This window comes from Moritella sp. 5 (assembly GCF_018219455.1).
Taxonomy (GTDB): Bacteria; Pseudomonadota; Gammaproteobacteria; order Enterobacterales; family Moritellaceae; genus Moritella.
The window spans coordinates 2,934,173-2,956,208 of the sequence record NZ_CP056122.1 but is presented as its reverse complement, the minus strand read 5'-3'; the positions used below and the strand labels follow the sequence as shown (position 1 = coordinate 2,956,208).

28 protein-coding genes are annotated in these 22,036 nt (G+C 37.5%); 22 read left to right on the top strand and 6 right to left on the bottom strand.

Annotated features, from left to right (window positions below):
• Nucleotides 1–92: 92 nt before the first annotated feature.
• From HWV01_RS13150 to HWV01_RS13100, 11 genes are all read left to right on the top strand, one after another.
• Nucleotides 93–986, top strand: coding sequence for a potassium channel family protein (locus HWV01_RS13150; protein ID WP_211671984.1), 894 nt, complete (start codon nt 93–95; stop codon nt 984–986).
• A 153-nt stretch (nt 987–1,139) separates the two neighbouring features.
• Nucleotides 1,140–1,850: a hypothetical protein gene (locus HWV01_RS13145; protein ID WP_211671983.1), complete on the top strand. Its 711-nt coding sequence runs from the start codon at nt 1,140–1,142 to the stop codon at nt 1,848–1,850.
• 148 nt (nt 1,851–1,998) lie between these two features.
• The gene (locus HWV01_RS13140; protein ID WP_211671982.1) at nt 1,999–3,168 is read left to right on the top strand and encodes an AAA family ATPase; all 1,170 of its coding nucleotides are present in this window, start codon (nt 1,999–2,001) and stop codon (nt 3,166–3,168) included.
• 2 nt (nt 3,169–3,170) lie between these two features.
• Nucleotides 3,171–3,914, top strand: a complete 744-nt coding sequence (locus HWV01_RS13135) for an HNH endonuclease (protein WP_211671981.1) — start codon at nt 3,171–3,173, stop codon at nt 3,912–3,914.
• A gap of 133 nt (nt 3,915–4,047) precedes the next feature.
• Nucleotides 4,048–5,874: a P-loop NTPase fold protein gene (locus tag HWV01_RS13130; protein WP_211671980.1), complete on the top strand. Its 1,827-nt coding sequence runs from the start codon at nt 4,048–4,050 to the stop codon at nt 5,872–5,874.
• Between the two features lie 110 nt (nt 5,875–5,984).
• Complete coding sequence (locus HWV01_RS13125; protein WP_211671979.1) at nt 5,985–6,920, top strand: hypothetical protein; 936 nt, start codon at nt 5,985–5,987, stop codon at nt 6,918–6,920.
• 158 nt (nt 6,921–7,078) lie between these two features.
• Nucleotides 7,079–8,110, top strand: a complete 1,032-nt coding sequence (locus HWV01_RS13120) for a hypothetical protein (protein ID WP_211671978.1) — start codon at nt 7,079–7,081, stop codon at nt 8,108–8,110.
• A gap of 78 nt (nt 8,111–8,188) precedes the next feature.
• Nucleotides 8,189–8,719, top strand: coding sequence for a hypothetical protein (locus HWV01_RS13115; protein WP_211671977.1), 531 nt, complete (start codon nt 8,189–8,191; stop codon nt 8,717–8,719).
• A gap of 68 nt (nt 8,720–8,787) precedes the next feature.
• On the top strand, nt 8,788–9,231 hold the full coding sequence (locus HWV01_RS13110) for a hypothetical protein (protein WP_211671976.1): 444 nt from the start codon (nt 8,788–8,790) through the stop codon (nt 9,229–9,231).
• A gap of 9 nt (nt 9,232–9,240) precedes the next feature.
• Nucleotides 9,241–9,510 carry a hypothetical protein gene (locus HWV01_RS13105; protein WP_211671975.1) on the top strand — a complete coding sequence of 90 codons (270 nt, stop codon included), beginning with the start codon at nt 9,241–9,243 and terminating at the stop codon, nt 9,508–9,510.
• Nucleotides 9,491–9,817 (top strand): hypothetical protein, encoded by a 327-nt coding sequence (locus tag HWV01_RS13100; RefSeq protein ID WP_211671974.1) that lies wholly within the window; start codon nt 9,491–9,493, stop codon nt 9,815–9,817. Before HWV01_RS13105 ends, HWV01_RS13100 begins: the two co-directional genes overlap by 20 nt.
• 79 nt (nt 9,818–9,896) lie before the next feature.
• Here the strand turns inward: HWV01_RS13100 and HWV01_RS13095 are convergent, their stop codons facing one another.
• A complete protein-coding gene (locus tag HWV01_RS13095; RefSeq protein ID WP_211671973.1) occupies nt 9,897–10,205 on the bottom strand; it encodes a hypothetical protein in 309 nt (102 codons plus the stop codon).
• A 12-nt stretch (nt 10,206–10,217) separates the two neighbouring features.
• Complete coding sequence (locus HWV01_RS13090; RefSeq protein WP_211671972.1) at nt 10,218–10,838, bottom strand: helix-turn-helix domain-containing protein; 621 nt, start codon at nt 10,836–10,838, stop codon at nt 10,218–10,220.
• Between the two features lie 87 nt (nt 10,839–10,925).
• On the opposite strand from HWV01_RS13090, the gene HWV01_RS13085 reads away from it, so the two are divergent.
• The 10 genes from HWV01_RS13085 (at nt 10,926) to HWV01_RS13040 (ending at nt 16,689) form a co-directional block, all read left to right on the top strand.
• Nucleotides 10,926–11,129 (top strand): Rha family transcriptional regulator, encoded by a 204-nt coding sequence (locus tag HWV01_RS13085; protein ID WP_075473515.1) that lies wholly within the window; start codon nt 10,926–10,928, stop codon nt 11,127–11,129.
• Nucleotides 11,130–11,326: 197 nt separating this feature from the next.
• A complete protein-coding gene (locus HWV01_RS13080; RefSeq protein ID WP_075473516.1) occupies nt 11,327–11,845 on the top strand; it encodes a phage regulatory CII family protein in 519 nt (172 codons plus the stop codon).
• A 12-nt stretch (nt 11,846–11,857) separates the two neighbouring features.
• On the top strand, nt 11,858–12,148 hold the full coding sequence (locus HWV01_RS13075) for a hypothetical protein (protein ID WP_211671971.1): 291 nt from the start codon (nt 11,858–11,860) through the stop codon (nt 12,146–12,148).
• Nucleotides 12,149–12,157: 9 nt separating this feature from the next.
• A complete protein-coding gene (locus tag HWV01_RS13070) occupies nt 12,158–12,448 on the top strand; it encodes a hypothetical protein (RefSeq protein WP_211671970.1) in 291 nt (96 codons plus the stop codon).
• Nucleotides 12,445–12,831 carry a hypothetical protein gene (locus HWV01_RS13065; protein WP_211671969.1) on the top strand — a complete coding sequence of 129 codons (387 nt, stop codon included), beginning with the start codon at nt 12,445–12,447 and terminating at the stop codon, nt 12,829–12,831. Before HWV01_RS13070 ends, HWV01_RS13065 begins: the two co-directional genes overlap by 4 nt.
• Complete coding sequence (locus tag HWV01_RS13060; RefSeq protein ID WP_211671968.1) at nt 12,828–13,055, top strand: hypothetical protein; 228 nt, start codon at nt 12,828–12,830, stop codon at nt 13,053–13,055. The genes HWV01_RS13065 and HWV01_RS13060 overlap by 4 nt, the downstream gene beginning before the upstream one ends.
• Nucleotides 13,056–13,073: 18 nt before the next feature.
• The gene (locus tag HWV01_RS13055; RefSeq protein WP_211671967.1) at nt 13,074–13,370 is read left to right on the top strand and encodes a hypothetical protein; all 297 of its coding nucleotides are present in this window, start codon (nt 13,074–13,076) and stop codon (nt 13,368–13,370) included.
• A gap of 55 nt (nt 13,371–13,425) precedes the next feature.
• The gene (locus tag HWV01_RS13050; protein WP_249185548.1) at nt 13,426–15,858 is read left to right on the top strand and encodes a replication endonuclease; all 2,433 of its coding nucleotides are present in this window, start codon (nt 13,426–13,428) and stop codon (nt 15,856–15,858) included.
• A gap of 124 nt (nt 15,859–15,982) precedes the next feature.
• Nucleotides 15,983–16,120, top strand: coding sequence for a hypothetical protein (locus tag HWV01_RS13045; RefSeq protein WP_211671965.1), 138 nt, complete (start codon nt 15,983–15,985; stop codon nt 16,118–16,120).
• Between the two features lie 236 nt (nt 16,121–16,356).
• The gene (locus tag HWV01_RS13040) at nt 16,357–16,689 is read left to right on the top strand and encodes a hypothetical protein (RefSeq protein ID WP_211671964.1); all 333 of its coding nucleotides are present in this window, start codon (nt 16,357–16,359) and stop codon (nt 16,687–16,689) included.
• A gap of 56 nt (nt 16,690–16,745) precedes the next feature.
• Here HWV01_RS13040 and HWV01_RS13035 read toward each other — a convergent pair whose 3' ends face one another.
• Nucleotides 16,746–16,997, bottom strand: coding sequence for an ogr/Delta-like zinc finger family protein (locus HWV01_RS13035; protein ID WP_211671963.1), 252 nt, complete (start codon nt 16,995–16,997; stop codon nt 16,746–16,748).
• 425 nt (nt 16,998–17,422) lie between these two features.
• Nucleotides 17,423–18,688: a PD-(D/E)XK nuclease family protein gene (locus HWV01_RS13030; protein WP_211671962.1), complete on the bottom strand. Its 1,266-nt coding sequence runs from the start codon at nt 18,686–18,688 to the stop codon at nt 17,423–17,425.
• A gap of 606 nt (nt 18,689–19,294) precedes the next feature.
• Here HWV01_RS13030 and HWV01_RS13025 point away from each other — a divergent pair.
• Nucleotides 19,295–19,768: an Hsp20 family protein gene (locus HWV01_RS13025; protein ID WP_211671961.1), complete on the top strand. Its 474-nt coding sequence runs from the start codon at nt 19,295–19,297 to the stop codon at nt 19,766–19,768.
• 370 nt (nt 19,769–20,138) lie between these two features.
• Here the strand turns inward: HWV01_RS13025 and HWV01_RS13020 are convergent, their stop codons facing one another.
• Entirely contained in the window at nt 20,139–21,395 is a 1,257-nt protein-coding gene (locus tag HWV01_RS13020; protein WP_211671960.1) for a Y-family DNA polymerase, read from the bottom strand.
• A complete protein-coding gene (locus HWV01_RS13015) occupies nt 21,395–21,802 on the bottom strand; it encodes a LexA family transcriptional regulator (RefSeq protein WP_211671959.1) in 408 nt (135 codons plus the stop codon). Before HWV01_RS13015 ends, HWV01_RS13020 begins: the two co-directional genes overlap by 1 nt.
• Nucleotides 21,803–22,036 lie beyond the last annotated feature (234 nt).

Genomic DNA, 22,036 nt, shown 5'->3' with positions numbered 1-22,036 from the left:
TTTAGCCAACAATTTTTTGCCGCTTAACGTGGCGTTAAGTGCCTGCGCATATTGTAGTAGTACATTATTAATAAAATTAGGGATTCACTTGAATGAAGTTTGATAAGTCCAATCCATGGGTATGGTTAGTATTTTATGTAATAATAATATTATTCTTCGCACTAGGATATTCGTTATTCCCTCTAAGTAGTTTTAATAAAACAATTAGTGGATACGATTATATTTATTTTAGCGTTGTTACTATAACAACGCTTGGTTACGGTGATATTTACCCTACTAGCAGTCTTGCAAAATTTATTGTTAATGTTGAATCTATATTGGGAATATTACTTATAGGTTTATTCCTGAATAGCTTATGGCATAGATTTACGATTGAGATGGGACAAAAACAGAAGGCTAGAGAAGAAGGATTTGAAAAAGAAAGAAACAACCAAAAGCTACTATCAATTTGGGATTATACTTACTCCATTTTAGAGGAGTATCTAACAATAATAGATGAAACCACAAATTCAGAAAGGCAGTTTACAAGCTTAAAAAAGATATCAGAATCGTATAAGTTTTCGAGCCTAATCTCACTTTTTGAACCATCCTACTCTCTTCTTCGTGGTGATTTTAAAAAAGAAAAATTCAAATGGTTTTATGAAATTGAAATAGAACTAACTAAGGAGTTAAGAGAGCTAACGCAAAACCCTATATTTATTGATGAAAAGCTGGTTTATACACATTTAATTGAATTGCTAGGTTTGATCAAAACAACAGATATTTCAAACTTCCTATACGCTTTTGAAAAATCAAATGTAGGTGAAGAAAGACTCTTTGATATGTTAAAAAGTATGATTTCTGAACATGAATTTACACCAGATATAAATAAGTATAAATCAAATATTATTACTCCTATTATAGTTTTTGATAAAGGGTTAAGAGAAAAAATATTACTAATTGAAAAATTAGTAATGGAAATTGAGGAGTTAAAAAACAAAGATTGAATAGCACTTAACAAGCACTTAACAAGCGCTTAACAAGCACTTAACAAGCACTTAAGCGGACAAAAACAGTTGGTTAGGTTCCGCTTCGCTACACATTTTAACCAACTATTTTTGTCCGCTTAAGTGGGCGTTAAGTTTTTCAGGAGTATGAGTATGGCCCAAGGGAAAGAGTTAGTAATTCAAACAGTTCAGTTATCAACAATATCTGATGTATTAGCAATTATTTTGTCCATAGTTGCTTTAGCTATAACTGTCATTGGTTTTTTCGCCTCTTTAAAATTCTATCGTGACGGAGTTGAGTTGCAAAAATCAGCAAATACCGCACTTACCAAAATAGAAGAAAAAATGGCAAGCTTACAAACACATGTCGGTGGGATGTTTGAAAAAACACTCGATGCAGCAATAAATAAACCATCAGAGTTAGATAAAACTTTTGATGATTTAGATAATGTAGTAGAAGAAGCTAAAAAGAGTCTTTTAGATGCGGCCAAAAAAGAGCTCGGAGAAATTGGAAGTAAGGAAACATCAAAGCTGAAAGATGTCCTAAATGAACAAATGCATGCTCTTGAGATGAAAGTTAACGAAGCTAGAAATGTGGCAGAATTCTCAACCCCCTCTGAAGAGGGGTTTCAAATAGACAGCAAAATAGTTGAAGAAATATTAACGATAATGAAATCTATTGAACAACCTATGAGCCTTAATAAAATTAGGAAAATAATCGGAGGTGAGCTAGGAAATTCCAGAGCTTTAAAACTTCATGTTCACCATTTAGTTGGCGTTGGTGTACTGGATAAAAAGAAGAGAGAGGGAGAAGACCCGTACCCTGTAAATTACAGTATATCAACTAATGCTATTGCGGCATAAAAACTTAACAAGTTGCTCAAACGGACAAAAAACAGCTGGCTTTTGCTCGTTCCTCGCTAATTTTAGCAAGCTATTTTATTGCCGCTTAGCAAGGCGTTAAGCGCAAGAATCAAACTTGTGGATCATTTATATAACAATAGGAAGTTAGATGAAGATTAAAGAGATCGATATAAATGGCATCGGTGGAATTGGAGAGCTAAACATCAAATTTGATGAGCATATGAATTTCATTTGTGGCCCAAATGGAATTGGTAAAACAACATTATTAGAGTGTATAGCCCATACATTTTCAGCGAACTCAACAAAGATCTTAAAAAGAAATGTATCGTATGCAAAAGGGTACTTTAACTCGATTGTAGAGATAAATGGAGAAACAGAAAGCTCTAATATAGAAATTAAAGAATTTATTCCAAATGAGTCTTCAGGAATCCATGGTTTAAACGAATATTCCCCCAAACTCCTTTCTTTAAAAGTTAACCGTACATTTCAATACCAGCCTTTGAGTGCAGTAGGTAAAGATGTCGATAAGAATCGCAATACTGTTTATCAAGAAGCTAAAACAGGTGTAAACATAGCAGAGGTAAAAAACTGGTTTGTAAACCGATATCTTTACTCTGCTCATGATAGTGCGCTGACCGAGCAGCAACTACAGAACTTAGATCTTGCTAAAAAGAGCTTTTCCATGTTGAACGAAGACTTTACATTTAGTCGTGTTATGGCTTCATCAAATGAAATAATGATAAATACTCCAAATGGAGAGATTTATTATGAGTACTTGTCTTCAGGTTTCAAATCTTGCTTATCAATTATATTTGGAATAATTAAAGATATAGAGTTGAGATTTAAAGAACCATGTATTATCGCTGCTGAATTTGATGGGATTATTTTAATCGATGAATTAGAGTTACATTTACATCCAGAGTGGCAAGGTAAAATCGCTAAAATTTTAGTTGAGGTATTTCCTAATGTTCAATTTGTAACCGCCACACATAGCCCTCACATTCTCCAAAGTGCAAATCCGAATGAAATTATTGCATTGGCTTCAGATAATGGAAAAGTTTATCAAAGAAACTTAGATGGTAGAAAGTATGGATACCAAGGCTGGACGGTAGAAGAAATTTTAGTCGATGTAATGGGAATGTCGGATACGAGAACTAAAGAGTATTATGAACAACTTAATAAATTTGAATTCGCCATTGAACAAAATGATTATAAAAATGCCAAAGAGGCATTTACTGAACTTGATTACTTACTCCATCCAAACAACCATTTGAGAAAACTACTTAAATTTGAATTAGCCTCAGTTGAGGTAAATTGATAATGATAAAACTTGAAATGGCAGAAAAACCTGAGTATTTATCTGATGAGAAAGTTTTTGAACTTACAGAAGAATTTAAAGAGAGTAAAAAATCAGTTTGGAATAATGAAAATATAAAAATTCCTTTATTAGCCTCTAGCTTTGGTAAATGTGCATATTGCGAATGTCCATTGAAAACTGAAAGCAATTACATGGAAGTCGAACATTTTGAAGACAAAAAACATAATGAGAATAAAGTCGTAATTTGGGAGAATTTATTACCTTCATGTAAGAAGTGTAACGGTTCTAAAGGGAATCATAATGTGCTCAGTGAGCCAATTATCAATCCTTACCTAGATGATCCTAAAGAGCACTTAGTTATGCGTTTATATAGATTTCGTGGAAAAACAGAAAAAGGTACTAACACGATAGACGTAACTAATTTGAACCACTCTTCAAGGTTAGTTCTGAGCCGTTTTGAGATTGGCGAAAAAATTGATGAGTTAATCGATACCGCATGGGATCGTTATGGTGTATTTTCTGAACGAAAAGATACTCGTAGTCGAAACAGACTAATTAAAGTTGTTGAGGGTTTACTGGATGAGTGTCAGCCTAAATCAGATTATGCTGCTTCTACAGCAACTAATTTACTCACAGATACTAAATTCATAGAATTAGTTTCTGTAATGAAAAAGGACAGTATATGGACAAACGAATTAGGTGCCTTAATGATTAATGGTAGTACTTTAGTGCTAGATTGCGCTTAACAAGGCAATCAAACGGACACGTAACAGTTGGCTCGGTTCCGCTTCGCTTCACATTTTAGCCAACTATTACTTAGCCGCTTATTGCGGCGTTATGCACCGTTCGAAATTTGTATTTAACTAAGTTGTAGGAATTATGGAAGTAAACAAACACACTACGGAAAATCTTGATTACTACTTAAAATTAACTTCCCCTGAGTATGCTTTTCTTTTATGTGGTGAATGGGGGGTTGGTAAAACTCACTTCATAGACAAATATATTGAAAATCAAAATAGTGAAGAACTTCAATTAGTTAAGATTAGCCTTTTTGGTTTGAAAAATATCTCTGATGTTAATTCGTGCATATTTCAGGCATTACACCCAGTATTAGGGTCAAAATATTCGAGATTAGCAGGAAATATATTAAAGGGTGCAATTAGCATGGGGGTGAAACTTGATATTGATTCTGATGGCACCTCTGAGTCAACGTTAAATACAAAGCTAGATAAACTAAATTTATCTGAACTTTTTACTACTAAAAAAACTAAAAAAACTAAAGAAATAGTCCTTGTTTTTGATGATCTAGAAAGAACTGAAATATCAACTGTAGCAATATTAGGTTTTATAAATGGCTTAGTAGAAAACTCGAAAGTAAAAGTTATACTAATTTCGAATGAAAAAACAATTGTTGATAGCGATGATGGAAAGATATATAAAAATTTCAAAGAAAAAGTTATAGGTAAAACGTTCGAAATAAAACATGATTTTGATGTTGTGTTAGCTGACTTTTTAAAAGGGTGCAGCCTGATAGGAAATGAGCAGGTAATAAAAGACGTTTATAAGAGATCAAAATTGAAGAACCTGAGGAAATTTAAACAATCCATCAATGATTTTGAATACCTAATAAATAAGATCGATGACAAATATAAAGATAACGAACAATTCCACCTGGACTTAGTAAGATGCTTTTTTGCCCTTAGTATTGAAGTTAAAAAAGGAAGTTTATCTGAAGATGAACTTAGAACAAACTTACCTTTTACGAAAGGTTCTGATGGTAACGAAATTTACATGAAATACTTTAGTGACCAAGGTCGTCTCTATAGTGGAAAAATTTGGGCAAACATTTTATTCAAAGGTGATCTAGATGAAATTAACGAAGAGACTGCAAAACTCGCCTTGTTTCTTAACTCAGAAAAAGTAATTCCTGATTGGATAAAGCTATGGAATTTTAGAGAGTTAGAGAATATTGAGTTTTCACGTCTTATTTCTAGCTTAGAAGTGGAGTTGAAGTCATTTGAAGAAAATGACCTGAGAATTTACCTCCATAAAATATCCCTAATTATCTATTTTAGTAAAAATGATTTCACTAAGTTAACAATTTCTCAGATTAAGAAGCTCGTAGATAAATATATAAAAAAATACGAAGGTAGTGAGGCTTGGAAAAGTATAAGCCTATCACAAAACAGAAGATATGATGGTACTGGATATGGGTATATATGCGAGGACGATGAAGACTTTATTGAATTAAAAAAGCTAATTATTGAATCTAATGCTAAGGCATTCGAGTCTGGTGAAAAACAGAAAAAAAAGGCGGAAGTTGAATCAATTTTATATTCTTTAACAAGCTCAGATTTTGAACTCTTTGCTGAAACAATATCAGAAAAATATCGATTCCAACCAATATTTAATCGTATTGATCCTCAGTCTTTTGTCGATAGTTTATTAAATTCAAATAATTCATCAATAGCTAAGGTTACAGAAATTCTTCTTCAGCGCTATGATGACAACTCAACTTACAATGGAGTACCTATCTGTGATTGTTTGAAAATTGAATATGGTTATTGGGTTAATGTTGAAGAAATGATAACAACGAAATTACCTAATATCCAAGGGCTTCAATCCCACTTAATGAAGCTGTTTTCAACATATACTGTAAAAAATATTATTTCTTTGCTGGAAAAATATATAGTTAAAGGTGCATAACAAGGCATTTAAACGGAACTAAAACAGTTGGTTACGTTCCGCTTCGCTTCACAGTATAACCCACAATTTTAGTCCGCTTAATGCGGCGTTAAATTCACAAGGAGTCTTAAGTGGCATCAGCACGATTTGCAAATGCATTAGAACAGGCTTGGATCAAGGAGTCTAGTTCATCAAAGTTTTCTGAAGTTCAGCAATTCAGAGCATTAATGAGAAGTTTTAGTTCTTTATCTGCACCTTTTAAGCTAGAAGAGTTTCATGGAATGAAACACCAAGTGGTATTTAATGGAAAAGGTAGTTGGGGTCGTCCATCTGCAAGATGCGAAATATCTGATTTGTTGATTGTATCCTATAGAAACAAACCAACATTCGAAATCAGGGTTACCCTTTTACAAGCTAAAAAATCGAATGATAAACATCTTACTTTATGTAACGGATTTCCTAATTCAATTCCGTCTACAAACTTTAAGGCTAACCTTGAACAATGGGACTTATTATCTCGTCGCCCAAATGTATTGCCATTCCCACCATTTGATTGTCATCCAGAAATTTTAAGTGGCGCGATATTACCTTCAGTTGGGTCTTTAGGAGTCTTTCATAAAAGGCAAGGTAAGAAATATGATTTCTTTTACATGTCTGCTGATATAGCACAACCATTAAGTTCACCAAAACGAAAATTTGCAAAATTAGAAACTAAATCTGGCAAACGATTAAGACAAGTAAATGGCTATGATGAATGCACTTATGCGTGTTGCCTTCCTACATTTGCTGAAGCTTTGTTTAATCTAGAAATTGGGACACCAATTGAGGCAAAAGGAGCTATAAGTGAAAAAGACAAAAATTATAGATCTATTTTTAGAGGTTGGTTACGGACCGTTCTATATAGTCATTTAGAAATGACAAATCATGATTCTGCGTTAGCTAACGAATTAGTAGGTCAATTAGATTCTGATTATGATTATGATTATGAGTTTATGCATAAGCCCCCTGAAATGTTAATCTTAAACTGTGATGAATTGGAATTTAACAAGTCAATTAAGCGGGACTAAAAACAGTTTGCTGTTTCGTTCCTCAACATTTTAGCAAACAATTTTTAGCCCCTTATTGGGGCGTTGGACTTGGCATCGGCCAAGTCCAACAAGCGATTTGAGCCTTGCAAAGAACGCAAAGCACAAATACTAAGACGTTACAGGAATAAGGAGGTATCGTGCAAACTATAGAAACATATGATGAAAATTCATCCGCCCTGTCACTTTTTCGGCAAAGGTTGGAAGATATTTCATATCGCCAAGAAGAGCTTGAATGGGGATTCCCTAATGGAGATAGAGTAGAATATCTCACATACTCAATTGAAACTCATCTAGGTGAATTACAAGTTGGAGTTCCTGAGTCTTGGGAGAGTCGAATCCCTCACTTAGTTAGATTCGCAAAGGAGCAGGGGCCTCCTTCTCCTGATGTTGAGCTTAATATACCAACAGAAATTAACCGAAGAGTTTCGGGGTTATATGCTAAGTCAAACGACGAAATATGGCTTTGTTCACGTGGGTCATTTACAGCATTTCGGGGACAAATAAAGCGAAATATTACTTTATCCCATTTTGATAAATGGCTGTGTGAAGTTAACGATGCAGGTAAACAAGCTCAAGTGATACCTGTCTGTTCCTTATCATCGTCAACAATGGCTAATGATATAGCTACTTTTACAGCAGCTGTTCAGGAGTTAAAGCAACTATACAAAGACCAACCCGATCAAATATCCTCTTCTACTACAGATAATCCATCCCAAAAGTTTCCATGGGGGAGTAGCAAAGAGTTTGAAGGAAAAAAGAATAGTGGAAGTAAAGATAGGTCTGAATATGATTACATTCACGGTCCATTATGCAATCAACTTAAAACTTTCTTAGAGAAAAATATTCATAATAATGAAAAGTACAAAGTCACAAAGAATGTACATGTTGATGTCGCGATTATTAACAAAAAAACAGACATTGCAGATTCAATATTTGAAGTGAAGACTGCATCCTTACCTTCAAATCAAATTTACACAGCTGTTGGTCAAATATTATACTACAAAAGATTGTATGGTGACTCTAATACTCGCTTGTATATAGTCGTGCCACTGAATTGTAAATCCCTCATTACAGAGGGGTTTATTGAAGGTTTAGGAATACAGTTAGTATATGGTGAGGCTGGGCAGTTCATTCTGCCAAATGGTGACGAGCTTGCTGTCAACGTGTAACAAGCGCAAGCACGCGGATCAATTTTCCGCTTCGCTCCAAATTGCCCGGTGTTGCGGGCGTTAGACACACGAGGAAGTATGGAAGTACTACTAGCTATTGCAACATTATTGGGTGGAATAACCGCGCTCTGGTTCTTTTGGGATAAGATTTCTGCTTGGTTATCTGGCGGCATGAATGTTAACTCACATGATGTTGGATTGTATGAAGAATATAAGCAACTATTTATCAGTAATGGTGTAGCAGAGTTTTATAGACAGCATGATTTTCTTGGATCTTTTGGAGAAGAACTCTGGAGGCCGCTGTCACGTTATGTCGATAATTGGCATACTGTTGAACACGAATTCACTCACAAAAAACTTAATAAATTACATAAAAAAGTATATGAGAATGCAGCTGAATTAGGTGGCGCTATTGCAAAGTATACAGTTCCTATTGGCCCCGGAGGTCATATGCGTGCGGTGAAGCCAGATTATATACCAATAGGCCCAATACCGGAGCACATTAAAGAAGAGGCTCGGGAAATTAACAGTTTAGTGCCTGAGTTTATTAAGGCTCACGAATCATTTGTGAGATATGCAAATCGTAAGCTAGGCAAAGGTAATGCCTAACAAATTTAGGCAGTAGGACACGCCAAAGCGTGCCTCAGCTAAAGGCACTGGGCGCAAGGGAGTATGTTTTGATTACTGATGAACAAATGAATGCTATCTGTGAGTTTTATTCAGCCACTGACCGTTTGAGAGAGCTTAAAGTTACTCGTTCAGATAGATATCTCGGAGATATAGCTGAATTTATTGCTAAAGAAAGTCTTGGTATGGAATTGGCGAGTAGCTGTCGAGAACAAGGGTATGATGGACACATTAATGGTAAGAAAGTCGAAGTTAAATATAATGGTGGAAAAAGTACAACCCTTATAGCAGGTGATCCAGACACCTATGCTGAATTAATTGTAATCCTTGGTCCAAATAGTGTCATGAGAGATCCTAGTTTTTCCGAAGATTACGTAATTTATCGTATTCCTAGCACTGAGGTTGCCAAAAAAACACCCCACAAAGATGGAGTGCTTCGTTTAGCAAAAGGGAATCTTTGTGATAAATATAGGGTTAAATCAGAGTGTACCTAGCGAGCCGTTATGCATAAGATATCGTCTGTAACTGAGTCAAACATGAACAAAACCAATAAATTTATGAAAGCTGTAATTAATCCAATATCGATCTCATTATTAGCCTTAGTTCTTTCATTGTTTGGCTTATTCTTTTCATACCAAGCTAATGACTTAGCAAAAGAGCAATACCGCCAAAATAGGCTCATTGTATTAAAAGCGAATTTCTTAGAAGACGATGATACACATATTCTTGTTGCACCAGTTGATAGTATTACACATGGGCGCGATCGCCTCTGAACTGAAAGACCATATTTTAACTTATGTGTCTCCTGAAAAAGGTGTTGTAAAAATTTCTGATGGGGATATACCAATACTTATTAAGTCGTATTATGTGTCTAAAGGCGTTTCTTACACAGATATCTCTCTATATATGTTGGGTATGCAAGTCATGCTTATGGAAGATGAATATTCTAGGCCCAAAATACAGTTTACTAGCTTGGCGTTTTTCGAACGTTATGATGGGATGGATAGTATTAAGTATGAAGAGCTAAACGCGATGGTAGCTGGACAAAAATCAATAGCATTGCCAATAAGAAGACCATAGTAATTAAGCATAAGCAAATTGCTGGCTTTGTTTCGTGCCACTTAAACGGAACTTGTCGTTCCCCCGTTTTAGTGTAGCGTTACCCACGAATATTTGCATAATTACTTTTTATCTTACGTAACTTAATACGCCTAGCTAGGGAAACACTACCGCAATTGCAGTAGTGTTTTTCAGATGCTCTAGCTACAAAGGTACTATCACAGAAATCACAATAAAAAACAGCCTCACAAAAAGGATGGCTCTGTAAATAAATGTCATCTAGTTTGTAGTTTTCTTCTTTAATTTTTTCGAATATTTCTTCTGTTTCTATTTCTTCATCACTTTTAAACCCATTTTGTCCAACGGAGTGAATGTGATTTAAATACCATTCGTCATATCCTTTTGGCATATTAGAGTTCCTTTACTCTTTTTCCATCGTCAGCGCTACACGCCCCAACACAACAATATCCGCTTCTGCAACTTCAACTGATGTATTGCCATAGCTCATGGCTAACTTTTTACCTGGTAAACGCTGTAAATGATTAATAGAAATAGAACCGTCAATATCCAATAAATAGCGACCTGAATTAGCTTTGGTTTCTGCCGTATTAATAAAAAGAAGTGTTCCGTCCAGATTAATAATACGAGTGTTATCTACTGTTAAGCCATAATTCTTCATTGCAACGAAGTCTAAACCGATTTGGCTCGAATTACTTAGCTCTCCGTTAGATATTGTTTCAATAGAGACCGTTCTTTTTGAATCAGTAGCTACTGTATTAAATGTATCACCTTCACTGAATGCTTCACCTTCATCTAATAAAAGCCACTTTAGGGACACCCCTGTAATCAAATGAGTTCTAATTGCGATCTCATATGGAGTCATATCACGAGTATGCCAAGTGAATATTGTTGACTTTGGTATGTCAAATGCGACCGCCATCTCGTCATATGTCTTACATTTAGTGACTACTTTTAGTTTCTCGGTCACACTTTTTCCACCTTTATAACTAAAAGGAGGTGAAAATATTTGATTGCTGCTCATTTTAATTGTACCATTCAATTGAGTTACTGCTCATGTGCGTAGCTATGAGCTCTAATGCCATTAAATACAACCAACAAGGATACCATTATGTCGTCAATTACAATACATCTCGACGTGCCTTACTGCACAAAAAAGAAATATGCCGCCGCAACTGGGCAATCAATAAGCACTATTGATCATGCTGTTACGAGTGGAAAGCTACCTATCATGCCAAAAGAAAGCAGAAACGAGGCCGTACTTATCAATCTTGTTGCCTTGTTCAAAAAAGCCGATGCACAAAAATTTGCATAATCAAACCAATAGCCAATCAGAGATCACTATAAACGCCCATCAACAGGGCTTTATAGAGGTTTCGGCAGGTGTATTCATCGAACCAAGCGTGAATAAACGCAAGTATCATTTCTCTTTAATCGTTAAAGCAGAAGCGATCATATTCATTTGCGTACTTGGATTGTTACTTAATCATTGCATATAAGGAGATTTTCGCAATGTATGAGTCAAATGAGAGTAAACAGAGCCCAATAGAGTCTGCATGTGTCCGGTTTGCAGACATAGAAAACTTAGAACAGATTGCCAACGAGTGCGGTATGCGTGGGCAAATACTACGCAACAAACTCAACCCCAATCAGCCACATCAATTAACCGTTAGCGAGTTAATTAAAATCACCACCGCAACCGATAATCACGACATTATCAACAGCGCAATACTCGAAGTCGGATTAACCGCCGTTCGCCTACCCAAACAAGGTGAATCAAAACCACTCACTCTCAGCGCCATGAGCGTGACCAGTCATGCCGGTGAAATAAACCGTCACATCTTAGAAGCCGAATCAGATCGCCGGCTAACCCGATTCAAAAAAGACCAAATAATCAAAAAGGCACAAGACGCCGTTCGTGAACTTGTCTTTCTTATGTCAGACGTTGAAAACCGCTGCGGTGGTGCAGGGCCGTTCGTGTCCATGTGTACAGATGCCGTCATCGGTGGATTGCCATTACCAGGTATGTAAGAGGGAATTGTTATGGGACAAGCACAACTCGTACAAACACAGCACCAAGACACGGCGGCTCAAGCCATCGCTCAAGTCCGCGACATGTTTAACCATAACCGCGTCGCTGTTATCTACAACAAGCAAGGTGACGAGATAAAGCGCGTTATCTGTTTTGCTGCAGGGATGGAAGAGCGAGACATGAAATTTACGTTTCAAAAATTTAATCAAATTCAAAAAACCGCGATCCACTGCGTCATAAAACGTTTAGCACCGGTCATCAATGAAATGGCTGGTTACTCATTAACTGAATTTAACAAGTAAGGGAATACCATGATTAAAGCAAATCCAACAATGAACGATGTGATCAACGAACTCATGTTTATTGCCATCGCCAAACCTGAAAAATTGAGCGTATCTGTTCGCTACATTGGCCATGCCGATGCTCTCGAAGTTATCGCAATTGATAAAGCCTACTTTAGCGGTGCGCAAACCCCGAATACCTGGTCAGCGAACAAGCTAATGGATAAAACCATTTACCTCGATGGCTTAACTGCATTTAGACAAGTCACTTCTACGTATAACGAACTAAGCAACTTGATAAAGAGTGAGGTGGCGGCATGAAACGTATTTTAGCCCCCGTCGAAAATGTGCGTTCGGCGCTGCACTCGCTTGGTATCGATGCAGACAAAGCTGATTGGATTATCGATTTGTTTGAATGCGTTGATGCCGGTCGTAGCGATGCACTTGCAATGCCTTGTTTTCATTTCAACCTTTACGCAACGCTCAAGCAAGAAGAGGTATTGATTACTGTATTTGCCTTTTGGCAAAGCGTCGTAGCTTGTTCAGATTCAGGCTCTACCCAAGAGCAACTTGCCTTAGGCGCTATTCGTTCTGTGTACTTTATGGCGCAAGGTTTTGGCTTAACCAAGTTAGTAGCCTGTATTGAATTGTGGTGGGAGAAGACACTCGATATTCACAATACAACTATCTGGATGGTCGCATGATGTATCTAGCAATAGAACTGTGTCCAAATGGCGGCATGCGTGAACACCCTAAAACCCACGAACTGCGCACTGTTGAAATAGGCGAATGTGAAACCAAACAAGATGCTATCGATAACGCATGCCAACAGCTAGATTGTCGTCAGTTGTTTCGTGGTGTCATTGGCCGACCAAAAGGCCAGGGCGGTTATGTCGTATTAAACGCGCATGAATATGCAGAAGTATGAATAAAAGGATATTTAACCATGATTATTAGACATGAAATTAACGAACAAGAAATGATTGATATGTTTGACCTATTCGCCGGTTCAATAATTGACGGTTACCCATGCGAAGAACTCACCGAATATTTGCATGAAGCAGTGCGAAAACTGGCTGTTGACCAAACTGCAGATATTTCAAAAGGTAGTTTTACTTGCCTGCTAAAAGACTTCATTAGCTGTTTTAGTTTTGATGGCAAAAATGGCCGTTATCATTTCAGGTTTGAAGATGTGGAGTTTTACGGCAATACCAAGGTTATAAAAACGGAGGTAGCGCTATGAGTCATTGCCGTAGTAAAGCTTATCGTAACGTTGTTGATGACGAGCTACCGTTTTGATGGTTAATGTAAATCATGCCCAGTCATTACCTGGCCGTAGCACCATTATTGAAATGATTGAAAGCGCGGAGGACTGCAGTAATAAGCCAGTCAGAATGCCCGCGCTAGGCAAAGAATTCCCACAACCTGAAATGTCGCTAATCGAAAACGCGATGTTCCAGGCTAACCCCGATCTCGAAGACCATCAATGGCGCAAGCAGTTCTTTGGTGACATGCCGCATTACCTTAGTCGCTATTTTGCCGAACGTTATATCAAAGCCTTTAAACGTAATGGTCGTCAATACGCCAACAAGTACTTAAGAAAAACGGTGGGAGCCAAGATTAACCCACGTTTAAAAAAGGTATTAGCACAATATAACCAGCAAGCTAAATACCGTGATTCTTATATCCGCAGTGACGACTTGTTCCGCGAAAAGCTGCTAGCAGAAATGGATAAAAGCGAACTCAAAGTATTAGCACAGCAGTACGCTGATTTCTTTGCCGTACAACTCGATGAACAAGCTGCAGAGCAGGATGAATCACAAGGCTACGAGCAGTCTATTATTCAGGTTTTTTGTGGCCTACGTGAAATTAGCCGTAAGTTTGGTTATACACCACCCTATGATAAACCCGAATCTGATTTAACAGCTGCAGAAGCAGAGTGTGGCATTTTACGCTTAACCTGTAATCGTGCCTGGGAAAGTAAACTAAAAGCCAAGCGTTCGATAATGCGCGAGCACCTAGCAATAGCTGTAGGCCAAGTGCAAAAGTCAGCAAGCCCGTATTGTTCCCGTGACTGTCTGCACGAATGGAAGAACCAAAAACAACGTAACCGTGATTTCATCAAAGGCATGTCGGTCTTTGATGAAGACATGGACGAAGAAATAGCACTTTCAGAAATGTTCTATAAATCCACGGGTAACCCAGCCATTCGCCGTTGCGAGCTGATGGTTCGGATGCGTGGTTACGAAAATATTGCCCAAGCCATGGGTTGCGAAGGACTTTTCCTTACCTTAACTGCACCATCCAAATATCACCACACCCGAAAAAAGGGCGGCTTTATCGATCACTGGATGGGTAACAGTCCCCGTGATGCACAGCGTTATTTATGTAGCGTTTGGGCTAAAATCCGCGCTCAATTCAAACGTGATGATATTTCAGTATTTGGTATTAGAGTTGTCGAACCACATCACGACGGTACACCACATTGGCATTTACTCTTGTTCATGCAGCCGCATGATGTAAAGCGGGCGAGTGAGGTATTCACCTATTACGCAGTACAGCAAGATTTTAAAGAATTATTCCCGACCATAAACAAAAAAGAAATAGCAGTAGGGCCACCGAACTTACGGACTCGATGCGAGATTGTTGCTATCGATTCTGAACTGGGTTCTGCAACCGGCTACATTGCTAAATACATCAGTAAGAACATTGATGGTTATGCCATGGATGACGAAAAAGACGATGAGACAGGGCGCGACCAAAAAGAAATGTCGGCAAATGTTACTGCCTGGGCAAGTCGTTGGCGTATTCGTCAGTTTCAAGCGATTGGAGGGGCACCGGTTACCACGTATCGAGAATTACGCCGTTATGCCAACAACGACGTAAACACATTCAAAAGCTACGTTGCCTTGCTCAATGCAAAGCAACAATACAACTTATTTACCGAATTATTCCCAGACCAAAACCCTTACCTTATGGGTCCTAAATTAGACTTTCAGGGGCCACGTTTAAACTATGCCGCAATGAATTCGTTACAGCGTTGGGATGTGCTCACCAGCAAATACAAAGTGGAATTAAAAACAGACATCGATAGCGCATCCACAGCAATGAAGTGTGCCGACAAAGGCGACTTTGCAGGGTATGTCATGGCACAAGGTGGTCCATTCGTGAAACGTAAAAATTTACTTATTCGTAATGATTATGACGTTACAGAAATGGGCAATGAATACGGGGAATACGTTGGTAAGATCCAAGGCTTTAAAGTTACAGATGAAACACCGGTTAAGACTCGACTACGCAACTGGGTGATCCAGCGCAAGTCTCAAGCATTGCTCGACAGTGAAGCGATCACCAGTAGCACCGCAGGTGCTGAGGGTTTAATGAGTCCCGAAGGGGCTTCTCGGAGTTCTGTCACTAACTGTACGCCCTCTAAAAGCGACAGGTTAAATACTGGAATTAAAACCCTTTTGAAAAGTCGTGGTATCAATTTAGATGATCACCTGGTCAATTCGATGGAGCAAGGTGGCCAAATCCGGCTCGATAAAGACCAAATTATGAAGTTTAGGCGAGGGTATTACGCTGACAGCAAATATCACCCTCCCGAACTTGTCGAAGTGAGGCCTAAAGAACTTAATATTTGGGAGGGTTGGAATACGCCAGCGCTCAAGGTGGATAATAATCAAGAATTTGTGCCTGGTTGGGAAGATTGGGAAAACTGGGATTGGGGTTAGTGCTGGTTAAAAATGGTTAGTGGTATCGATATATAATCCATTTTTGGAATGTGCTTTTTTCACATATACAAGCAAATAAAACCACTGTAATCTTATCCAGTTGTTTTATTTTGAGGACTGGATTATGAAAGAGTTACAAATAGATGCTGAGAACTTTGTCATTGACGCATCGGCGCAAGATACGGTTAAAAATAACGAGGAAGTTGTCGTGTATTTATTGACATTGATACAGAACGACACGAGCGAAGAAGCGCCGAGTTAACGCATTAGCATTAATGCTGTCGTACTTGAAAATGGTAATTCAGCCCTATAAAACCGCAGCCCATATTATTGATTATAACGTTCACGTTAAAGCTGTATTCAGCAGAAAGACGATGACACGAATAGCAAACATCAGATGACTGAATAGGCCATAAATAGGCTGTTTAGTCGTGTGGTAATTGAAGAATATTATTAATAAATTCCAACATAGAATGACTGTTATGGAGATGGGTAGATATGAGAAAAGTTAAGTTTAATTGGAGTCTGAGCAAGATATTCCAGCGTCGAATATTAGAAAATAAAGATGACCAGGTACTTGATACAAGTGGCATTGTGGCGGAGTTAAATGATGACCCTCATATCACTCGATATCTCATTACTGTTGATAGTAATGGAACAACTCTGCAGACGATGAATGTAGAGGGTAAGTCGCTAATCGATTCTGAAGCGGCAAGAAACCTTGTGCGGGATATGAATCAAATGACAGGGCGCATGAATGAAATGGTTAGACGTATGGGTGTTTTGAATGGTGCTTGTAATACCGAGCGTTTAGATAAGTCGATTGATTAGACCTGGTGAACAGTTTTAGATGTGTAATAGCAAACCCTCATAACCCAGTTTTGCTATTACAACATTGAAAGCTTCTGCTTAAGTTCTTTCTGCAGACTGGGATCGAGTGATTTCAGCATTTCAAAGGCCAGCTTACCTGAACTTTTTGCTGACGGGCTTAATGTGTGACTAAAGCTTAGGTTCATTACAAATGAATGGCCGCATTCTGGATTAGTACAGCTGCAATATAAATCTGTGTATTCAATCGAAATTCGATTCGTTTTTTGTATACGGCTTTTATCGCCACACTCAGAACAAAGTACTCGCATAAAACATCCACTTAACTAACATACAGGTGTGTAAATTATACAGCATTACACTGTGTTTTTATACAGTTGTATAATGGCGCTATATACTTGCCAAGGTGAAAGCTGTTGATAAATGATTTGGGAGTCGTGGCTGCTAATTTTCTGGCTGGTTATATGGTAGGGATGTCGATAACCTAAGGCAGATTTGCCCCAAAGTGTAGAGTATTTAATCAGACTAATATAGGTTTACCATATATTCTTTCATGTGAGGGATTTGTTACATCACGACAGCACATTCGCTTTTGTCCCTGTAGCGATTTGTATTCTAAGATCAAAAAATCCTCCAGTTAGGAGGACAATTTCAATGAACCACAACAACCACTATAGTAGTGGTCAACTAATTAGTTTATCGATAGTTGTGTTTAGTTTAATTAAGCCAAAAAACTCTACTTACATAGCGCTCTTAACTCACTATCCACTTGATCAAGTCTGTCGTATAATCCCTTAGGTTCAGACATTATTTTTTCTCTATATTGACCTATGGAAATCCGATTAGTTTCATCCCATTTATATGGTCGGCCATCCAATTTAGCCAAATATATGTGCCAATCGGCTAATAAAAAATACACCCTGTTATCGCTATATTTACTCTTTGCTACAAAGCCCACGTTTTTCCATTCACTTTTTTGACCAATTTTATTAATCCAATTACTAATGTGAGTGCTAGTAAATTCGTTTAGTGCAATATCAGTAATATCGCCATCCTTTAATGTAGTAATACAGCTGTCAATTTCATATTCATATTTTTCCAAAGACTCGGTGATACTTTTATTTATTTTACGGCTTATAAAATCAACTAAGTTGGTCTTTGCTTCCACCATAAAATCATACATTTCTTTTTCTTCGTCTAGAGGTAAATTTAAGCTGTAGTCAGATAGGGTCATAATTTTTTTCCACGATTTATTTTTATTTATTTTGCTAATGATTAGCTGATATTCAATAAAAGCATTTTTGACATTCGTTTTATTACAAGAGGCACTACAATTACCAACCCAGGCATCGATCCCTTCTTTAGCGGGAGAAATCGTTGAAAAGTAGGGGTAATGATAGAAGGGGATTTCCACTTTTCCTGATAATGAAAGATTACATTTATGTAAATCCACGTTAGTCTTTTGCCATACCAAAATATCTTTTTCTAACTTAAAACCCTTATAGCTTTGAGGTTGTGGAACAGTATTTTTTTTTGATAAATAGATGACCGAAATTCTAGTACTCATTTCGCTATCAGGAATGTTAAACTTTTCTTTAACTGCGGTGATATAACGAGAAATTTGATGCTTTCCATCTCCCGCATTCAACTTATTTTCTATGATCATAAAATGGTTATTATCATGAATAAGTAAGTCTATATTATCTTTTTCTATTAGCACCTCGGCATCTGTTAGATTAATAAAGCCACATAGTTTCGGGTGTTTAATTAAGTCTAGAAAATGATTAAGGAAAGAATGACCACAATAGTGCAAACTTTTAGGGTTTATCATTGAATAGATAAAGCGAGTATGTAGCCTTACTTCATCATTTACTTTTAGTAGGGAATTAATTAAACTGTAATCATTGGCTCCAAGTCCTTTCAGTTCTTGTCTTTTTTCATTGAACGTCGAATAAATCGCAAGTGACTTTTTCCATCGTTTATTCCTCGTTGTGTCTGTCATACTTTTCCTTTTGATAAGTTTAGAACTGTTGTCTCAAATATGTTGTCTTATGTAAAGCGTAGGATATTATATGTGGCATAGTTTATTTGGTCACAGCTTTGAAATTTCCAATACAAAACCTAATCTGAATAACCATAAATTGAATAGATGATCTAACAAGGTCTTGTCCAAGAATGAACTAGGATGACTAAATAAAGGTTCATTCTCTACTTCCGTTCCACTGCGTATAACGCTCGTTTAAGATTAAGCACAGAAAAAATAGTTCGCTACGTGAAATCTAGTGAGTTAACACCTCCCTCCAATCATTATTTCAGGCGCGTAGCTGTCGACCATCAAACATCCCAATGAGATATTTCGTTGTCACAATAGAATAAACCTGTTGCATACTTCACTATTCCACGACAAGAATCAGTATTTAAAATAAGTATATTCCATATGAATATTTACTTATAAAAAAATTCTATAAATAAATATTTGAAAAAAGATCGCTTTATTATATAAAATAATTCCTAAGAAGAGCGTTTCATTGAAAGGAATAATGTTTCACTGAAAGTCTCTCTTTCAACACCCTGGTTTATTTTATATTGCTTCTTTGGAGGATATATTATGAATACTATCGATTTAACTCCGATTTATCGCAGCACTATTGGCTTTGACAGATTTGCTCCTTTATTTAGTAGTCTATTAGGTGACGATAACAAAGTACCAAATTATCCACCTTATAACATTGAAATTCATGGCGAAGATAAATATTCAATTACTATAGCTGTCGCAGGATTTTCTGAGCATGAACTAGATATTAATGTAGCAAAAGGTGTCCTTACTGTTTCTGGAGATAAAGGATACACAGACGATAATGATAAAGATAAACACAAATTTCTTTATCAAGGCATTGCTAATCGGATGTTTAAACGTAAGTTTAATCTTACCGAAAATGTAGAAGTAACCGGTGCGAGTCTTAATCATGGGTTATTAACGATAAATTTGGTTAAAAAGATACCAGAAGCTATTAAGCCTAAGAAAATAGCCATCAATCAGGAGGTCGAACTTATTAATGATAAAACTAAAAAGGCCGTTTGATTTAGTATAAGGGCAGCTAAGGAGCCCTGTTTATCTAAGATGTTTCGTAAAGCATATGTTCGCTACGTGAAATCTAGCGAACTCATACCCATCAAAAACATGTATTGGCTAGTAGCGTGACACCGTCATGCTACTAGCCAAATTTTTTCTGTCCCATTGTGTCTGTTATGCGCGTTATCACCTTTATATTCAACAGACCGCATATTGACGATTTTATCTTTAGGAAGTTATCTAACGCGCTTCTGTCCAGAAGTAAGATAGAACTGAGTCATCAAGATTGTGATCACCAAGCGACTTTGTCGTTTTTATAATTACCAAGGGAAATTGACGGATCTAATCATTATTTTCTTGTAAAGATGACGAAGAGCGTTCAGCACTTTACTCTCGGTATATCCTGCCAGTTGGTTGTATATTGTGGTGTAAGCATTTTACGTCGCATCGCCCATTTTTTCTCTGTGCCTTGGGCGCCTAAAAATACGGTATTATTGCCATATCTCTGATTGAGCTTATCGAATACCTGCATCAGGTCTTCGTTATTCTGCTCAGAGTTGAACAAATCTTTTTGTTCATGTGTACCATTAACTAAATCAATCAGTCCGACACCTATCTTGTAATACCTTACATCTTTATGGAACAGCTCTTTTGCTAATTGGGTTGCAGCTTTCGTTATTTGATCCACATCTGCAGTCGGGTATGGGAAATGATGAATAGCGCGGTAACTCGCGGGTTTGTCATCAAACGGTGAGCTTGCCGCAAAGCACAGCATTACTTTACACAATGAATGTTGCTTACGTGCTTTTAGCGATGCAATGCCTGCATGCTGGCTTAGCGCTTGTTGTAGTGTACTGAGTTCTGTAATTCGTTCGCCGACACTGCGTGTAGAGTAAATTTGTTTTTTATCAGCCCTGGCTGTATCCCAATTTTTACAAGGTAGCCCATTGAGTTCTCGTATTGTGCGTTCAACTTCAATATTGAACTCTTTGCGCGCTAAACTCGCAGGGTATCCAGCAAGGTCTAATGCGTTATTCAATCCCATCACTGTCATGATCTTTGATAGCTTTCGACCGATTCCCCAAACATCACTGATACTCATTTTTGCAAGTACCTTTAATCGTTCTGCGTCATTGTCGAGTACGCAAACGCCATTATAGTGATGTAATTTCTTTGCTGCTTGGTTAGCTATTTTAGCAAGAGTCAGGGTAGGGCCAATTCCGACACATACAGGTAACCGGCACTCTTTCCATACTGCACGCCGAATCTTAGCACCATGGGTTAGAAGGCAAGGTATTGCGGGATAAGTTTTTTTAAATGACAAGAAAGACTCATCGATACTATAGATGTGCTGTTCAGGTGCAAAACGACCAATGACTTGCATCATCTTTGCCGAGAGGTCTGAATAAAGCTCGTAGTTAGAAGAGAGCGCAATAACGCCTTTTTTTTCACATAAGTTTTTGATCTGGAAATAAGGCTTAAACTTTGGAACACCGGCTTCTTTTGCTTGCCTGTTTGCGGCAACGATACATCCGTCATTATTAGACAAAACCACAATGGGTTTATTACGCCAATCTGGGCGAAACACTTGCTCTGCACTGCAATAGAATGAATTAGCATCAACGAGGGCAAACACTAATTATCATCCAATAGATAGCTAGGGCGATGGCAACGAATAGAGCGTATAACAACCCCTTCAATGCTAAAAGAATCTAAATCATGAATGAACACAGGTTTAATTTTATCATTTGCAGACACTAGCATACGTTGGCGAACATCAAGTAACTTACAAACGAACTCTCCATTTAAATTAGCAACAATAATATCGTGCTGCCTGGGCGTAACATGCCTATCAACAATCAATAAGTCACCATCAAAAATACCAACACCTTCCATTGAATCACCACAGGCTTTACCAATGAAAGTGGAGCTTGGGTGCTCGATAAGAATTTCGTCTAAGGTACATCTAAGCTGGCTATATTCAGCTGCAGGACTTTCAAAACCAGTGATACCAGCACTTGCAGAGATTGGAATTATATTCATAAATAAACACTGTTGTTATATACAGTGTTTATTTTAGGCCAGTTATAAGGAAAACTCAAGAAGTGAGGTTTATTCCACCATTTGATTTGAACTCCTCCTGGGGGAGGGTGAGATTAAATCTTATGGCTAAACTACCGATAAATTCACTCCTCTTCGCCTACCGCGTTTTCGCAATTTTTTCACGTTTTGGACACAACGATGGACACGCTACTATAGCTCAAGCCTTGCCAGTAA

Bases quoted from the DNA above. Each gene is read 5' to 3' on its own strand.
- HWV01_RS13150 (WP_211671984.1), top strand. From the start codon at position 93: ATGAAGTTTGATAAGTCCAATCCATGGGTATGGTTAGTATTTTATGTA.
- HWV01_RS13145 (WP_211671983.1), top strand. From the start codon at position 1,140: ATGGCCCAAGGGAAAGAGTTAGTAATTCAAACAGTTCAGTTATCAACA.
- HWV01_RS13140 (WP_211671982.1), top strand. From the start codon at position 1,999: ATGAAGATTAAAGAGATCGATATAAATGGCATCGGTGGAATTGGAGAG.
- HWV01_RS13135 (WP_211671981.1), top strand. From the start codon at position 3,171: ATGATAAAACTTGAAATGGCAGAAAAACCTGAGTATTTATCTGATGAG.
- HWV01_RS13130 (WP_211671980.1), top strand. From the start codon at position 4,048: ATGGAAGTAAACAAACACACTACGGAAAATCTTGATTACTACTTAAAA.
- HWV01_RS13115 (WP_211671977.1), top strand. From the start codon at position 8,189: ATGGAAGTACTACTAGCTATTGCAACATTATTGGGTGGAATAACCGCG.
- HWV01_RS13105 (WP_211671975.1), top strand. From the start codon at position 9,241: ATGCATAAGATATCGTCTGTAACTGAGTCAAACATGAACAAAACCAAT.
- HWV01_RS13100 (WP_211671974.1), top strand. From the start codon at position 9,491: ATGGGCGCGATCGCCTCTGAACTGAAAGACCATATTTTAACTTATGTG.
- HWV01_RS13095 (WP_211671973.1), bottom strand. From the start codon at position 10,205: ATGCCAAAAGGATATGACGAATGGTATTTAAATCACATTCACTCCGTT.
- HWV01_RS13090 (WP_211671972.1), bottom strand. From the start codon at position 10,838: ATGAGCAGCAATCAAATATTTTCACCTCCTTTTAGTTATAAAGGTGGA.
- HWV01_RS13085 (WP_075473515.1), top strand. From the start codon at position 10,926: ATGTCGTCAATTACAATACATCTCGACGTGCCTTACTGCACAAAAAAG.
- HWV01_RS13080 (WP_075473516.1), top strand. From the start codon at position 11,327: ATGTATGAGTCAAATGAGAGTAAACAGAGCCCAATAGAGTCTGCATGT.
- HWV01_RS13075 (WP_211671971.1), top strand. From the start codon at position 11,858: ATGGGACAAGCACAACTCGTACAAACACAGCACCAAGACACGGCGGCT.
- HWV01_RS13070 (WP_211671970.1), top strand. From the start codon at position 12,158: ATGATTAAAGCAAATCCAACAATGAACGATGTGATCAACGAACTCATG.
- HWV01_RS13065 (WP_211671969.1), top strand. From the start codon at position 12,445: ATGAAACGTATTTTAGCCCCCGTCGAAAATGTGCGTTCGGCGCTGCAC.
- HWV01_RS13060 (WP_211671968.1), top strand. From the start codon at position 12,828: ATGATGTATCTAGCAATAGAACTGTGTCCAAATGGCGGCATGCGTGAA.
- HWV01_RS13055 (WP_211671967.1), top strand. From the start codon at position 13,074: ATGATTATTAGACATGAAATTAACGAACAAGAAATGATTGATATGTTT.
- HWV01_RS13050 (WP_249185548.1), top strand. From the start codon at position 13,426: ATGGTTAATGTAAATCATGCCCAGTCATTACCTGGCCGTAGCACCATT.
- HWV01_RS13045 (WP_211671965.1), top strand. From the start codon at position 15,983: ATGAAAGAGTTACAAATAGATGCTGAGAACTTTGTCATTGACGCATCG.
- HWV01_RS13040 (WP_211671964.1), top strand. From the start codon at position 16,357: ATGAGAAAAGTTAAGTTTAATTGGAGTCTGAGCAAGATATTCCAGCGT.
- HWV01_RS13035 (WP_211671963.1), bottom strand. From the start codon at position 16,997: ATGCGAGTACTTTGTTCTGAGTGTGGCGATAAAAGCCGTATACAAAAA.
- HWV01_RS13030 (WP_211671962.1), bottom strand. From the start codon at position 18,688: ATGACAGACACAACGAGGAATAAACGATGGAAAAAGTCACTTGCGATT.
- HWV01_RS13025 (WP_211671961.1), top strand. From the start codon at position 19,295: ATGAATACTATCGATTTAACTCCGATTTATCGCAGCACTATTGGCTTT.
- HWV01_RS13015 (WP_211671959.1), bottom strand. From the start codon at position 21,802: ATGAATATAATTCCAATCTCTGCAAGTGCTGGTATCACTGGTTTTGAA.